General features: G+C 52.6%; 12 protein-coding genes. 4 read left to right on the top strand and 8 right to left on the bottom strand.

Features of this window, described 5'->3' with window-relative positions:
- Positions 1-1228 precede the first annotated feature (1228 nt).
- Positions 1229-2164, bottom strand: a complete 936-nt coding sequence (locus GN107_RS03115) for an alpha/beta hydrolase (protein ID WP_155286395.1) — start codon at positions 2162-2164, stop codon at positions 1229-1231.
- A gap of 152 nt (positions 2165-2316) precedes the next feature.
- Between GN107_RS03115 and GN107_RS03110 the strand changes: the two genes are divergently transcribed.
- The 3 genes from GN107_RS03110 to GN107_RS03100 are packed head-to-tail and all read left to right on the top strand — an operon-like array spanning position 2317 to position 5421.
- On the top strand, positions 2317-3882 hold the full coding sequence (locus tag GN107_RS03110; protein WP_155286394.1) for an AMP-binding protein: 1566 nt from the start codon (positions 2317-2319) through the stop codon (positions 3880-3882).
- Entirely contained in the window at positions 3869-4696 is an 828-nt protein-coding gene (locus GN107_RS03105) for an ABC transporter permease subunit (RefSeq protein ID WP_155286393.1), read from the top strand. Before GN107_RS03110 ends, GN107_RS03105 begins: the two co-directional genes overlap by 14 nt.
- Positions 4696-5421, top strand: coding sequence for an ABC transporter ATP-binding protein (locus GN107_RS03100; RefSeq protein WP_155286392.1), 726 nt, complete (start codon positions 4696-4698; stop codon positions 5419-5421). Before GN107_RS03105 ends, GN107_RS03100 begins: the two co-directional genes overlap by 1 nt.
- A gap of 58 nt (positions 5422-5479) precedes the next feature.
- On the opposite strand, the gene GN107_RS03095 is transcribed toward GN107_RS03100, so the two are convergent.
- Positions 5480-5965, bottom strand: a complete 486-nt coding sequence (locus GN107_RS03095; protein WP_155286391.1) for a hypothetical protein — start codon at positions 5963-5965, stop codon at positions 5480-5482.
- Between the two features lie 105 nt (positions 5966-6070).
- On the opposite strand from GN107_RS03095, the gene GN107_RS03090 reads away from it, so the two are divergent.
- Positions 6071-6919 carry a methyltransferase domain-containing protein gene (locus tag GN107_RS03090; RefSeq protein WP_155286390.1) on the top strand — a complete coding sequence of 283 codons (849 nt, stop codon included), beginning with the start codon at positions 6071-6073 and terminating at the stop codon, positions 6917-6919.
- A 164-nt stretch (positions 6920-7083) separates the two neighbouring features.
- Here the strand turns inward: GN107_RS03090 and kimA are convergent, their stop codons facing one another.
- From kimA to GN107_RS03060, 6 genes are all read right to left on the bottom strand, one after another.
- Complete coding sequence (gene kimA, locus GN107_RS03085; RefSeq protein WP_155286389.1) at positions 7084-8910, bottom strand: potassium transporter KimA; 1827 nt, start codon at positions 8908-8910, stop codon at positions 7084-7086.
- A gap of 1427 nt (positions 8911-10337) precedes the next feature.
- Positions 10338-10910: an LOG family protein gene (locus tag GN107_RS03080; RefSeq protein WP_155286388.1), complete on the bottom strand. Its 573-nt coding sequence runs from the start codon at positions 10908-10910 to the stop codon at positions 10338-10340.
- Between the two features lie 201 nt (positions 10911-11111).
- Entirely contained in the window at positions 11112-12743 is a 1632-nt protein-coding gene (gene groL / locus GN107_RS03075) for a chaperonin GroEL (protein WP_155286387.1), read from the bottom strand.
- Positions 12744-12776: 33 nt separating this feature from the next.
- On the bottom strand, positions 12777-13061 hold the full coding sequence (gene groES, locus GN107_RS03070) for a co-chaperone GroES (RefSeq protein ID WP_155286386.1): 285 nt from the start codon (positions 13059-13061) through the stop codon (positions 12777-12779).
- Between the two features lie 320 nt (positions 13062-13381).
- A complete protein-coding gene (locus tag GN107_RS03065) occupies positions 13382-14029 on the bottom strand; it encodes an SLAP domain-containing protein (protein ID WP_155286385.1) in 648 nt (215 codons plus the stop codon).
- Between the two features lie 236 nt (positions 14030-14265).
- Positions 14266-14919 (bottom strand): redox-sensing transcriptional repressor Rex, encoded by a 654-nt coding sequence (locus GN107_RS03060; RefSeq protein WP_155286384.1) that lies wholly within the window; start codon positions 14917-14919, stop codon positions 14266-14268.
- Positions 14920-15014 lie beyond the last annotated feature (95 nt).

The raw sequence follows: 15014 nt of genomic DNA, 5'->3' as shown, positions 1-15014 counted from the left end.
AGTGCTAGACCCCGGTGGCGGGGCACCTCTTCCTCCCACTACACTTGTGGTAGTGACAGACAGGCATGCTGGGGTCGTCTTCAGGCTTGGCGAAGTTCGCGCCAAGTCTTCCGCCTTAGCTGCGAGCCCGCCCGTGTTTTTCAAACAATCGTGTCACTCTCACCGTTAGAACGTTTATTATCCTTGGCGGTCTCTCCGCTAACCCCGATAAACGAAGGCAATGCCTTCGTTTATCGTTTCAGCATGGTCACTACCACAAGCTCCGTTCCCGGAAGAGGCGCCCCGCAACCTACGCATGCCGTTGGTTCACAAATATAACTTCACCAGTGCAAACTGCCAGGTACTCTTTTGCCTGCACCAAATAATAGTGGTTTGCTGAACAACTAAGCAGGCAAGGCGGGATTGACAGTAGCCAAGGACCCGGAAGACATCACATTGCTTGACGTATATCTAGCAGCCGAGTACAAATGCAAATTGCTGGATGTCGACGAGAAAACCACCCTACTATTCATATTCGGCGGCAACGTTCAAGACACGCGGAATTCAATCCACAATGACGTGCAAATAGATACCGAAGCAAACATACTCCAGCTGAAGACGTCGATGCTATTTTGGTCCGCCAAAATTCAAAGCGCAGTAAGGAAAAACAAACTATTATGTAGTTCCAACAAAAACGCGTGCTGATGATGAGCTAATTGCCCCGGTCAGCACACGTTTTTAGTTTGTAATCGTCGGTGCAATGCCACATGCCAACAATTAAACTTACTGGCGCAGAAAATCCACAATTTCACTTGAATCTAATACCCATTATGAATTACAACTATAAGGTTGATTAGGGATTATCATATTTCTCACATCACAATTGGGGAATCCGCGAAGACATTCTAACCAAAAGATGATTGTAGCCTGGAGGGGCGCCGCTGTGTAGTGGAGTATATGCCGCGTAAAGCCCAAACAGGTGTTAAGCAGTGGTTTTCTGCTTAACAACTGGGGGTGATTTTGGGACCGCGACTGAGCAACGCGAGGGCGGGCCCAAAATTAGGTGGGAGCCACACGAAGCGCAGCGTAGTTTGGCGGGAGCCGGCCCCGGGCTGGTCCACGCGAAAGTATTTGCGGCGCGACTTGAACTGCTACGGCTCTGCCGCCGCTAGTTCAATCGACATCGGAGCGGCAAAGCCGCGGAGTGCGGAGCAGCGGCGCCCCTCCAGGCGGACCTCAGCAGCCACATTTACTCATGCATAACAGCATCTTGGTATTTTTTACTCTTCGTTTTCATAGTTTCGCCATATTTGTGTTTAAGAATGTAATCATGGTTAAACGCCGCCGCCACATGCTGCAAGCGGTGGTGTCCATGATCCCCTGGCCACAGGAAGTGCACCGTTGTCGCCCAGACGTATGGGTTCCGCCGCGGCAACGCATGGTGCACCGCTAGTGGGCCGTGGAATGTGGCTACCTTGTAGGCCCGGAAACGGGAACCCAGGGCTGACTTGAGCGATAGTGTTGACACGTTGGTGACCACGCCGTCGCTACGATCCCCTTTGTTGCCCATCACATTCAGTACCTGCACACCCTTCGGAAAATCAGGCGCAAGGTGCTGCAGCTCACGGTACTCCCGGTGCTTGATTGCTGGGACATCCTGAGCGTTCAAGTGGTTGGCGCCGAGGCGGTCATCCCGCCAAAGCGCGCCGTCATATGGTCCTGCAATCAGGACAGCCTTGTGCAGACGCAGTGGCTGCTTGTGGGCATATGCCACAAGCAGGTCCATGCAGCCGCGCGAATGCGTGATGGCATCGAAGCTTCTGATACCGTAACGGCGCCGCAACATGCACAAAGCCCGGTTGAGCCAGATTGCATTTTGGTTCCAGGGTTCCCGGTTTTGCGTAAACACCACCTGAACCAGCGGGTGGTGCATGTGCGGCAGCATGTGGCCCTGAACAACCATGTGCCCACGGTCAATGATTACCCGCAGTGCAAAAGTCGTCTGGCCGTTGACCTGCGTTTCGTTGATAAAGTTGTCAAACGCACCGGAACCGGCTTTGTAACCATGCACCAGCACGGTTGGGCGCGAGTAGCCATTGGTGCTTGCTGCCGCGACAGTTGTTTCGGGCACAGCAACCACGGTCAATGTGAGCGCGCAAATGAGCGCCAGAAATATTTTTCGCATTCCGCTCACCTCAGTTCGTTAGTGACCCAACCGTTTGGCCTACATAAACATTATTATGTTGACTTTAGCATGCAAAACGCCCGTGCTCACAACGCGCGGACGAATATTAATTTAACTTAAATAATTTTGATGATTTTTGGAGGAATTGTAACATGGGATATTTGCACACGGTTTTAACAGCGCAGCTCGACCAGAGTAGTACTAAGCCACTGGTCAAAGCGCTCGCGCGGGACACTTGGTACACCGGTGCCGAACTAACAGCTGCTCGTAACACCCTCGCTGCTGGCTTGCAAGCGCAGGGCGTGCAGAGTGGCGACATCGTTTTGCTAGCACACGGTAACTCCGCCGAATTACTGGTTGCACTGCTGGCTTGCTGGCAACTCGACGCGATTGCCTACACCGTTAATCCCAAAATGCCGGCAGCCGAATTCACGGAGATCTTACAGCGGCACGAATATGCGGCAATCGTGCCCGGCCCGGAGAACGCGGCCATGCTGAGCGACATTTACCAGCAGTCTGGCCGTGACTTCAGCCAGACCAGCGTTAACATTCTCGGCCAGACGCAGCCGTTGCTCAGTCTGCAGCGGACCGGCCGCCCAAGTAATCCCATGTTCACAGCCTTCCAGAAGCGGACCGCAAGCCCGTTAGCCGTGCTGATGTACACCAGTGGCACTACCGGCGCGCCGAAAGCGGTCGTACTTGATCAAGACCAACTGCTCGCTGCGGCTAGAGACATCGCCGCTTCCCAAGATTTGACCGCTGCGGACCGGTCGCTGCTCATCCTGCCGCTGTTCCACATCAATGCGCAGGTCATCTCTCTCCTTTCGACACTCGTGTCCGGCGGCAAGTTGCTGATTGCGCCGAAGTTCTCGGCCCACCAGTTCTGGCCGCAAATTGCGCAGGAAGCAATCACCTGGGTATCGGCCGCACCCGCAATTATTGCCATTTTGAACAAAACTCGGCCGGAAATTGCACCAGATGTGCCGAGCTTGCGCTTCGTCCGCTCGGCCAGCGCACCCCTGCTGCCGGCAGTCCAAAATGATTTTGAAGGCTTCTTCAACATCCCCATCATCCAAGGCTACGGTATGACCGAATGTGCCAGTCAAATCACCTTGAATCCAATCGGGCACACGCGCGTTGGCTCGGTTGGTAAGAGCAGCGGCACCGCGATCTGTATCCTCGATGAAAACGACAAGCCCCTGCCAGCTGGTGAAACCGGTGAGATTTCCCTGCGCGGCGACCACGTTATCACCTCTTACCTCGACCCAGCACACCAAGCCGATTTTGCGCACGGCTGGTTCCACACTGGCGATGTTGGTTACCTCGACGCAGATGGCTTCCTCTTCATCGTCGGCCGCAAGAAGGAACTGATCAACCGTAGTGGCGACAAGGTCAGCCCGTCCGAAGTCGAAAACGTGCTGATTCAGCACCCCGCCGTGTCCGCACTTGCGGTCATCGGCCTGCCCGACCCCATCTATGGTGAGCGCGTCGTTGCGGCTGTCATCCCCAATGCCGGCTACACCGCGGATGACCAGCTGAGCAAGCAGCTGCAGCAATACGCCGCGGACCGCCTCGCCGCATTCAAGGTGCCCGCACAGGTCATCTACGTGCACGAGCTGGCAGCGGGTCCGACCGGCAAAATCCAACACACCCGCGTCCGCCGCGCCATCATGCAGCAACTAGCCGCCAAGGAGGAACCTAAGCATGCAAACAGTTAATTCTAACCCAATCAATGCCAAACCCTCGTTAGGCAGCCGGAGTCTCAAAGCGGTCATCCGAACGCTACTACCCTGGGCCATCCCCATCGTTTTGATCATTGCCTGGCAACTCGCCTGCAGCGTCGGCATCATCGACACCACCGTTCTACCCAGCCCGAGTCAGGTCGTCACGGCATCCATCGCCAGCGCCCAAACCGGCGTGCTCGAACGCAACATGGCCATCTCCTTGTACCGCGCAATCAGCGGCTTCCTGATTGGCGGCAGCGTTGGCTTCATCCTCGCGCTGTGCACAGGGCTGTCGAAGACGCTCAACCTGCTGCTCAACTCCTCCGTGCAGATGCTGCGGAACATCCCCCACTTAGCTCTTATTCCCCTGATTATTGTTTGGCTCGGGGTCGGTGAGGCGTCCAAAATCTCTCTCGTTGCAATCGGGGTCCTCTTCCCAATTTACATCAACACCTATCACGGTCTGACCACCGTAGATAAGCGCCTGATCGAAATGGGCCGCTCCTACCAGCTCAACGCTTGGCAGCTGTTCACCAAAATTTTGCTCCCGGGCGCCCTGCCGACCATCCTGGTTGGGGTCCGCTACGCCCTCGGGGTGATGTGGACCACGCTGATCGTTTCCGAAACCATCGCGTCTAGCTCCGGGATCGGCTACATGTCGACCAACGCCCAGAACTTCATGGACATGCCCACCATCATCATGTGTATCGTGATTTACGCTCTGCTGGGTAAGGTTTCTGACGTCATGGCTGGCTCCCTTGAGAAATCACTCCTCAGCTGGCAAAACGCAGGAAGGACGCAAAATTAATGGCAACTACTACTAAAACCGCACTGAGCATTCAGGCGATTGAAAAGTACTACGGCGATCAGCACGTACTCCGCGACATCCAAATGGACATTGCGCCTGGTGAGTTCGTCGCCCTCGTTGGTCAATCCGGTGGTGGTAAAAGCACCCTGCTGCGGCTGATTGCCGGGCTGGAAGAACCTACCAGCGGCAGCATCGTTCAGGACGGCCAAGAGATTTCCGGCAGTAACGCCAACAGCCGCGTCATGTTCCAAGACGACCGGCTGCTGCCGTGGCTCACGGTCCGCGACAACCTCACTTTTGGCAAGCCTCACTCCGCCGCTGACCGGGACCGCGCCAACAGCCTGCTGGACCGGGTTGAACTCGGGGACTACGCTGACGTCTACCCCGATGCCTTGTCTGGTGGTCAGCGCCAGCGGGTCGCCTTAGCCCGCGCGCTGATGGCGGACCCAGAACTACTACTACTGGACGAACCACTGGGTGCCCTTGATGCCCTCACCCGCCGCAAAATGCAGGATCTCATCCTCGAATTATGGCAGGAACGCAAAATGACCACTATCCTCGTCACCCACGACGTGAACGAGGCGGTACGCATGGCCACCCACATCTACGTGGTGCGCGATCACGAAATCGCTTGGGACGGCCAAAATGACTTGGCTTACCCGCGCAGCGATGAAGCAATCGGGCCGCTAGCAGGCCAGGTCATGGATCAGATTATTAACCACTAAATTGATGCCACGAAAAAAAGTTATCGCCAAGACGGTGTCCATCTTGGGGATAACTTTTTTAGTCAGGTTCATACTCACTTTTGCACGCCCACGCGAAGACTGACATGAACATGATGCAGGCCAGAGCAATTACCACCCAGCCGGTGAATGCCGGCTTCAACAGGAAGAACTCACCATGTGGCCGCACCATGCCGATATACGTCCGACTACTGCATGCAACCACGGTCAGGACCGCTGCCAATTCGACAACGGCTGGCAATAGCCCCAACCACCGGATTTTGCGCGGCAGAAACAACGCACACAGCGCAACGAGCCAAGGCATGATCAGCAATGCATAATCCACTGGCTTGGCGATGACGTCCAGCTTGGCCATGCTGGCAGCTAGCCGGGCCAAACTCGGCAGAGCGTCATCCAGCGGGTCATGGACGAAGCCCGGTAGAAACTGGGCGCACATGAGCAGAACTGCGTAAGCAAAGGTGCCCGTCTGGGACCCCAGCCGCAACAGCGACCGTAACTTATTTAAGAATGATTTCCACTTAGTCAAGCGACTTCCCCCAACTGCAACCCTAACAACAATGTTTTAATTGTATGCTAGCTGCTGATACATGTTAAGCTAGGAACAGTAATTTACGATTCGAAGGAGGACCACATGCGCAAAATTGAACTGAAGGCGCAGGCCATGGCCGCCGCAGCGCCGCTGTTTGCCTGTCCCGTCTGCCATGAGGAGCTCACGGTTAAGGGTACCAGCCTCGTTTGTCCCCAGGACCACGTTTTCGACCTGAACAAAAAGGGTTGCGTCAACTTTCTGAACGCTCCCGTTAATACTGAATACGATGAAGAAATGCTTGCCGCCCGCCGCCGCGTGCTCACTGCAGGCTTCTTCACGCCCTTCCTCAAACGGATGGCCAGCCAGCTCGCGCCCGCCGACCGCCTGCTCGACATCGGCTGTGGTGAAGGGACACCGACCGACTACCTGGGCGCAAACGTTGCGACCAGCGTGGGCTTTGACATCTCCGCACCGGCCATCAAGCTCGCAGGGGCACTAAATGGGCCGGCCCTATTCTGTGTTGCCGACCTCGCGCGCCTACCCTTCCTCGAGAACAGCTTCACCGCCATTGCCGACATCTTCTCCCCTGGGGCTTACGCCGAGTTCGAGCGCGTTTTGCGGCCTGGTGGCAAAATTCTCAAGATCATCCCGGCCAGTGGTTACCTGCGCGAATTGCGCCAGGCGCTCTACGCTGGCACGGATAAGGCCACTTACTCCAACGCGAGCGTTAAGGACCACTTTTACGCCCGTTACCCAGACGCCGTGAGTGAGCCCATCAGTTATGATTTTGCCTGCACGCCGGAGCTATTCGCCGACATCGTGCGCATGACACCGCTCAGCTGGCAAGCTGACCCGGAGAAGCGCGCGGCGTTGTTGGCTAATCCGCTGCCGAGTATTCACGTGGACGTGGAGCTGCTGAGCACAGAGTGGAACCAGGCGTCCAGAAGCTGAGCATTAACGTACTCAGAGCCGGATACTGGACTTTAGTATCTGGCTCTGAGTGTGTTAAGCACAAGCTTATGCCTGGTGGAACTCGCCTAAGAGTAAACTTCTAGTCAAAAAAGTCAGTCGGACCATCCCGTTTACGGGTGATCCGGCTGACTTTTTACGTTAAGCTACTTCTTCAAGTGATAGGAGTAAGTGGCCACGATAATGTTTTCTTGGCTGGCAAATGATGCGCGCAGCCGGAGATTAGTCTGGTTATGCAGAATGTTCTGCCACGGCTTGCTCGGGACAAATTGCGGAATCAACACGGTTGTCGTGTAGTTACGCTTGGCGGCGTTGCGGGCGATCATGTCCACAAAGCGCTTGACCGGCCCTTCAACTGAACGGTAGGACGAGTGCACGTCAACAAAACGCACGTCGGGGAAGTCTTTCCGGAACTCGGTCTGCGTCTCGTGCTCTTTATCCGGATTCTCATCCATGGACACGTGCATGGCGATGACGTAATCGCCGATCGTCTGGGCGTAATTGAGCGCGCCGCGGGTCACCCGCGTCACGTTGCCGACGAGCACGATGACAGTGCTGCCGTCATAATCGTGGAGTGCCACCTCTTCAGGCAGCCGCAGCTGTTCCGCCACGTTCTCATAATGCTTATGGATGCGGTAGAAGAAGTACAGCAAAACCGGCATGATGACGAAGAATGGCCAGATATCTGGCAAGCGGTAAACGAAGAGAATTACCAGGATGGCAAAGGAAATCAGGGCCCCAGTGAAGTTAGCGATGGTTTTCTTGAACCAGCCAGCCGGTTTACGGCGCAGCCAGTGGATGATCATTCCGGACTGACTGAGCGTGAACGGAATGAACACGCCGACCGCGTACAGCGGAATCAGGCGCGCGGTGCTGCCATGGAATAAGGCAATCAAAATCGCGGACCCGACCGCCAGTGTGATGATCCCGTTGGAGTAGCCAAGCCGGTCGCCCCTGTCTTGGTACATGTGCGGCATAAACTTGTCCTTAGCTAAGTTGTAAGCGAGGACCGGGAATGCTGAGAAACCGGTGTTGGCGGCAACGGCGAGAATCATCGCGGTCGCGAACTGGGTCACGTAGTACATGAAGCCGTGGCCAAAAGTGAAGCTGGCGACTTGTGAGAGCACGGTGACTTTTGCTTGTGGCACGATGCCGTACCAGTAGTTCAGGAAGGTGATGCCGGCGAAGAAGAAGCCCAGAATGCCGGCCATGATGGCGAGTGTGCTGGCAGCGTTGTGCGCGCGGGGCTTCTTGAAGAACGGCACGGCGTTAGAAATCGCCTCGACCCCGGTCAGCGAACTGGAACCACTACTGAACGCCCGGAAAATCAGTGCTGCAGAAATCCCTGGCACCACGGCCCCAACTTGGGCGCGCGCCTGCATCGGGATATCCCCCGTTGCAATGCGGTAAAGCCCCCACAAAATCATCGCAATCATGGAAATCACGAAGAGGTAGACGGGAATCATCAGGAAGTTAGCAGATTCACTCATCCCGCGCAGGTTCATTGCCATCAAGATCACGATGATAACCAGCGAAATTGCGACCTGGTGACCGTACAGCGCGGGGATGGCGGAGGTAATGGCCTCAGCACCCGCGGACACGGAAACCGCAACGGTCAGCATGTAGTCGATCAGCAGCGAACCCCCAGCAAGTAGGCCGGCATTTTTGCCCAGATTCTCACTGGACACAACGTAGGCGCCACCACCACTGGGGTAAGCATGGATGATCTGCCGGTAAGACAGCGTCAGGCTCAGCAGCAGGATCAGCACGAAGCCCGCGATTGGTAGCGAGTACCAAATGGCTGCGGCCGACAGCGTGGTCAGCACGAGGACGATTTGTTCGGTCCCATACGCAACCGAACTAAGGGCATCGGAACTGAGCATTGCTAGTGCTTTTAACTTGCCTAACTTCTGCCCACCTTCTTCGGACGACTTGAGCGGCCGCCCGATGAGCATGCGTTTAAGATGTTGCATCACTAAACTCCCGAATTCTTACTTGTATTTTTGCAGAACCAAGCCATTCTACTCCACACTTTTGAAAATGGCTATGAAAATTTAAACTATTGTTTATGCATATATCAACTTCCTAATGTTTACGCTGGCACGCTTGGCCCAGGACGGGCATTTCACAGCATATTACTCCGGGTTGTATTCTGAAAGTAGTCCGAGGAGCCTGTTAGTAAAGGATGAAAATCAAGCCGGGGCAGAGACCGCTGATCGGCGAATAATTAGCCAGTCGGCAGTTGATCGATTTTACGTCAATTCAACGTCATCTCCAATGTGCTTAGCAAGCATCAACACATTTGCTTATCATCACGATAAATATTATTTGCAGGTTTATGTCAGTAGTCTAGCGTTTGCCAGTTTTTAAGGACGATGAGCCACTGGCAAACAAGCCCGGATGCCCAGCAGAGCAAGGTTATTAGTTGTAAAAATAACTAATTTGGGTGTTGATAGATCTTTCGTAAAATTGGCGATGAAAGTAACCCCGGGCAGTCAGAATGATGATTTACTTGCAAATCCGCAAGACATTAAAAGATGATGAGAGTTGGCCCGCTTTTCTAGTATTTTTGCAGAAATTACAAATTTTTTGAACTTATTTAGGTGAATTGCGGGACTGCTTTGAAACCAGACATCTATTTATATATGCAATAAGTAGTAATTAATGTCTGAAAATGATTGGCCACCTGGGAATTCGTACCCACCATTTTTCACATTTTGAGCTTTTTATATGCTTACATTAACAGTTGGCTATACATTTTTTCAGGTGTGTCTTTACATTCGACTTGCAATTCAGCACAAGATTCATCACGAAAGTCTAACCAATTATATAAGTTTAGGCGGCCTGTTATCGTAAAATAGGTTTTGCCTTTTATATCAGCAATGCGGCTGCATTAATCCGAGCTCGCCGTTATTTATATTTTCTTGCTTGCATCCGGTCCCGGACGTATAGTAATCACCGTTGAAAGGATATGAGTGCTGGGGGGCACAACAAGATCCGCGTTTCACTGAACTAGCGATGGGGGTCGCAATCATGCTCAGGTAAACGAAGCAATTTAGGTGTTCCAATGGGAGCGTAAGTAACTTCAAAACTCAAGTCCGTTGTTGCTCGTATCATGATGACGACAACGGCACCAAGGCAGCTCGCTTCACGCAGCACCTTGGTCAAACCGGCCACCGGCGAATGTGGCCCGGCAATCCGGTAAACTTGAGCTCAGCAGCACCGTGGAAAGAGGTTTCCACGCGGGATACATACGAAAAGGACCAAGTGGTCTCAGCAATCTGCTGAGCACCTACTTGGCCCTTTTGCTACCATAATGAAAGAGCCAGCCTCTAGCCTGCAGACTAGAAACTGGTCCTTAATTTTGCAATCGTTTCCCTAACTTATTGCCAAGGAAATATTAGTTGGCCGCCTCAAGCTCATCAGGCGTGCTGATGTTAGCCGCCATTTCCGTTAACAAGGTCTCGAAGTTGTCCGAAACGAACAGCTCGTCCATTACCTTGGAGTCGGCAAACTCTTCGTCCACGAACTCATTCAGCATATCAATGAAGGAGTCGTAGTAGTGATTCATGTTGAAGATACCAATTGGTTTCATTGGCAGCAGGCCGATTGCCATCCAGGACAGTGCCTGGGAAATCTCCTCCAGTGTGCCTAAGCCACCAGGGAAAACCATGATTGCATCAGGCTCGGACATGAGGAGTCGCTTCCGCTCGTCCATATCCTTCGTCACGATATTCTCAGTTGCATCATAGCGTGGCAACTCGTTGTCGAAAATACCTTCAGGGTAAATGCCCGTGACCTTCCCGCCCGCAGCAAGAACGGCGCCGCTGATAGTACCCATGATGCCAGACTGTGAGCCACCGTAGATCAGATCAATATTATTCCGGCCCATGTACCAGCCCAAAGCATTGGCAACCTGCTCATAGCCCTTACGTTTGCCAAATCTTGATCCGCAAAATACTGTCAGTTTCACGCACATCAACTCCTAGTTCTTTTTAAAAATCATTTATTAATAGTTAAGTTACTATTCTACAGTAATTGACGCCGGAATGCACACCCGAGTTTGCGTAGCACCCCAGCGAACTAAAATTTGTTTGCAAGCACAAAGAAACAGCCGTCCATTTGCGGCCGGCTGTTTCTTGGATCTGATTCTAAAACTTTTGTGAGGTGGAAACTACATCATACCGCCCATGCCGCCTGCAGGGGCACCAGCAGCGGGTCCCTTGTCAGCGTTTGGATCTGGCTTGTTAGCTACAACAGCTTCAGTAGTCAGCATCAGAGCTGCAACGGAAGCAGCGTTCTGGAGTGCGGAACGAGTTACCTTAGTTGGGTCGATAATCCCAGCTTCAGCAAGGTCTTCCCACTTGCCAGTAGCAGCGTTGAAGCCGAAGCCAACCTTCTCGTTCTTCATGCGCTCAACGATAACGGAGCCTTCAAGGCCGGCGTTCTCGACGATCTGACGAACAGGTTCCTCAAGAGCACGCTCAACAATGTTGATACCAGTCTGAACGTCGCCCTCTTCGTGCAACTTAGCAACAGCAGGGATAGCGTTGACCAGAGCAACACCACCACCAGCAACGTAGCCTTCTTCAACAGCAGCGCGGGTAGCGTTCAGAGCATCTTCAATGCGGTACTTGCGTTCCTTGAGTTCGGTCTCGGTAGCAGCACCAACCCGGATAACAGCTACACCACCAGCGAGCTTAGCAAGGCGTTCCTGCAACTTCTCACGGTCGAAGTCGCTAGTTGTTTCAGCAATCTGGGACTTGATCAGGTTGACGCGCTCGTCGATAGCATCCTTGGAACCAGCACCTTCAACAATAGTGGTGTTGTCCTTAGTAACGGTGATGCGGCCAGCAGTACCAAGCTGTTCAAGTGTGGTGTCCTTCAGTTCAAGTCCAAGGTCAGAAGTGATAACCGTTGCACCGGTCAGAGCAGCGATGTCATCGAGCTGAGCCTTACGCCGGTCACCGAAGCCAGGAGCCTTAACGGCAACAACGTTGAAGGTACCACGAATCTTGTTCAGAACAAGGGTTGGGAGAGCTTCACCGTCAACATCGTCAGCAATGATGAGCAATGACTTGCCCTGCTGAACGATCTGCTGCAGCAATGGCAGGATGTCCTGAATGTTGCTGATCTTCTTGTCAGTGATCAGAACGTATGGATTGTCGAGGTCGGCTTCCATCTTGTCATTGTCGGTAACCATGTACTGGGACAGGTAGCCACGGTCGAACTGCATCCCTTCAACAACAGAAAGTTCGGTCTGAATCCCCTTGCCTTCTTCAATGGTAATAACACCATCGTGACCAACCTTGTCCATCGCGTCAGCAATCAGCTTACCGACTTCTTCACTAGCTGAAGATACGGCACCAACCTGCGCGATTTCGTTCTTGCCGGAAACCTTGTGGGAGTGCTCGTGCAAAGCGTCAACAGCAGCCTTGGTTGCGAGCTCGATCCCGCGACGGATACCAACAGGGTTAGCACCGGCGGTAACGTTCTTCATGCCTTCACGGATGATGGACTGAGCCAGAACCGTTGCGGTTGTGGTCCCGTCACCAGCGATGTCGTTGGTCTTGGAAGCAACTTCGGCAACCAACTTGGCACCCATGTTTTCGTAACGGTCTTCCAGTTCGATTGACTTAGCAATCGTAACACCATCGTTGGTGATTTCTGGGTTGCCGTAGTCCTTGTCCAGAACAACGTTGCGACCCTTAGGACCGATCGTTGTCTTAACGGTGTCAGCCAGTTTATCAACCCCACGCAACATTGCTGCGCGTGCGTCTTCAGAGAACTTAATATCTTTTGCCATTTCTACAATTCACCTCAAGTTTTAGAATTTAAATTACTTAACGATTGCCATGATGTCTTTATCATGGAGAATCAGGTACTTCTTGCCTTCGTACTTAACTTCTGAGCCGGCGTACTTATCAAACATTACTTCGTCGCCCTTAGCAACGGACATTGGCAGACGCTTACCGTCTTTGCCTAATTCGCCTTCACCAACTGCAACTACTTCAGCGGTCTGTGGCTTTTCCTTTGCGTTGCTGGCAAGTACAATACCGCCAACGGTTTGTTCCTTTTCCTCAGCGACGCTGACAATGACACGATCTCCTAATGGTTTTAGCAAGACAATCCCTCCATGCAAGATAAGTTTTATAGTTTAGATTTAGCACTCTTAATTACTAAGTGCTAACACAATTGTTACTATAACACCTGCCTGTAGAAATGCAAGCACTAAATTCTGACTTTTTTGCACGAAAAACGCCACAAACGCCGTGGTTACAGCATTTGTGACGTTAGCAGACTATTATCGAGAGTGCAAATTTTTCTTGGCTTGGGTCAAATTTACGTCTGGGCAAGGATCGTAAACAAAAAGCAATCAGCCCGGAAAGCTGATTGCTTAACAAGTTCACACTAGGCGATGATTACACACCAAGTCGCTTGCAGCTACTTCTTCAGAATGACATAACTCGCATCGATGTATTGATTCCCACCAAGGTTGTAGTACGTTGTCCCGTTGGCCTTATACGTGTCATTGAAGACCCGCCATGAAGTTTGACCAGGCAGCTTCTTGGGGTCGCCAACCTTAACTTTGGTATTAGGGTGTTTCTTGTTCCAAGAGTCAGCATCGGTCTTATTGAATTTAACCGTCTTGCCATCTTTGGTCCAAACCTGGATGCCATAATTCTTGTTGTAGTTAATCGTACCGATACCAATCTTTGAAGTAGTGTCCTTAGTTGCAGCACTATCAAAAGCAGCACCGTCCAGACCGCGAACCCATTCGTGATTACCTAGGTCATACCACAAAATTCCGTTATCAAGCTGACCCACGGACTTCCACTTCGTACCAGCTGCCAAAACGCGACTAGTTGGTTTGGTTGCGGCTGGGGAACTGTAAACTGGTGCGCCCTTACTGCCCGCAGTGAAGACGTCCTTAACCACAATTTCTGTGCTATTGCGATCAGCCGTATAACTGTTGCTAGTGGATGTAGCAGCAAAAACCGGTGCAACTGCGCCAATCACTGGTGCAGCAACAGGGGCTGCAGCAATTGCAGCCGCCGCAACAGCTGCTAAAGTAAATTTCTTGTTAATCATAAATAAACGCTCCCTTCAAATGCGTGCCGAATATTCAACTAATCAGGCAGGTGGACCGTGTCTTAGCATCGCCCTTGCTGACATCAGCACCATTCTCATTTCAAGGCCAACTGCCCGTACGCACATAGTAGCACTTCCAACAATTAATAGGCATGCGACTGCACAAGCACTTGGAATGCATAGCAAAATATAAGCCCTCCGCACACGTGCAGGGGGCCCGATTGTCATAATAATCTTTAGCTAGCGGGCTTACTCTGGTTCTTCCCGTAGTTATCAAGGAAGTAAATCAGAGTCTGCAGCTCGGTGGCAAGGTCCACGTTCTGGACACGCACGGTGCTCGGCACGGTGATGCGGACCGGCGTAAAGTTCATGATGCCCCGCACTCCTGCTTCAATGAGCTCGTCACTGATTTCCTGGGCGGCGTCATCGGTCACGGTCAAAATGGCGATTTTGATCTGCTGATCGCCTAACTGCTGCACCAGTTGCGACATTGGGTAGACCGGCACGCCAGACTTAATCGTTCCGGCAATCTCTTCATTATTATCGAAGGCGGCGCTGATGCGAATATTATTACTCTGGCGAAAATTGTAGTGCAAGAGCGCCTGCCCCATGTTGCCTACGCCGACCAGCGCCACGTTGGTCAGGCGGTCTTGATTCAGGATTTTGCGGAAGAATGTCACAAGCGCCGTGACATCATAGCCATAACCACGCTTGCCTAACGCGCCAAAATAGGAAAAGTCGCGCCGGATAGTTGCCGAATCGACCTTCACTGCTGCAGCTAACTCGGTTGAAGAAATCCGCTCGGTGCCAGAATCCGCGAGAAACTGCAAATAACGGTAATACAGGGGTAACCTTTTCGCTGTGGCTTTAGGAATTACTGAACTCGTCATCACTACGCCTCCGTTCACTGAATCACTAGTATCCTGCTCTGCTGGAACTCACCCTAATGGTATACGTGCAAATTCACAAATACAAGCGCTTGCAG

Source organism: Lacticaseibacillus zhaodongensis (assembly GCF_009687905.1).
Taxonomy (GTDB): Bacteria; Bacillota; Bacilli; order Lactobacillales; family Lactobacillaceae; genus Lacticaseibacillus; species Lacticaseibacillus zhaodongensis.
The sequence above is the reverse complement of the archived record's forward strand: the minus strand, read 5'-3'. Positions and strand labels throughout refer to the sequence as shown.

What these genes read in the sequence shown, in the direction of transcription:
- GN107_RS03115 (WP_155286395.1), bottom strand. Translation starts at nt 2,164, where the DNA reads ATGCGAAAAATATTTCTGGCGCTCATTTGCGCGCTCACATTGACCGTG.
- GN107_RS03110 (WP_155286394.1), top strand. Translation starts at nt 2,317, where the DNA reads ATGGGATATTTGCACACGGTTTTAACAGCGCAGCTCGACCAGAGTAGT.
- GN107_RS03105 (WP_155286393.1), top strand. Translation starts at nt 3,869, where the DNA reads ATGCAAACAGTTAATTCTAACCCAATCAATGCCAAACCCTCGTTAGGC.
- GN107_RS03100 (WP_155286392.1), top strand. Translation starts at nt 4,696, where the DNA reads ATGGCAACTACTACTAAAACCGCACTGAGCATTCAGGCGATTGAAAAG.
- GN107_RS03090 (WP_155286390.1), top strand. Translation starts at nt 6,071, where the DNA reads ATGCGCAAAATTGAACTGAAGGCGCAGGCCATGGCCGCCGCAGCGCCG.
- kimA (WP_155286389.1), bottom strand. Translation starts at nt 8,910, where the DNA reads ATGCAACATCTTAAACGCATGCTCATCGGGCGGCCGCTCAAGTCGTCC.
- groL (WP_155286387.1), bottom strand. Translation starts at nt 12,743, where the DNA reads ATGGCAAAAGATATTAAGTTCTCTGAAGACGCACGCGCAGCAATGTTG.
- GN107_RS03065 (WP_155286385.1), bottom strand. Translation starts at nt 14,029, where the DNA reads ATGATTAACAAGAAATTTACTTTAGCAGCTGTTGCGGCGGCTGCAATT.
- GN107_RS03060 (WP_155286384.1), bottom strand. Translation starts at nt 14,919, where the DNA reads ATGACGAGTTCAGTAATTCCTAAAGCCACAGCGAAAAGGTTACCCCTG.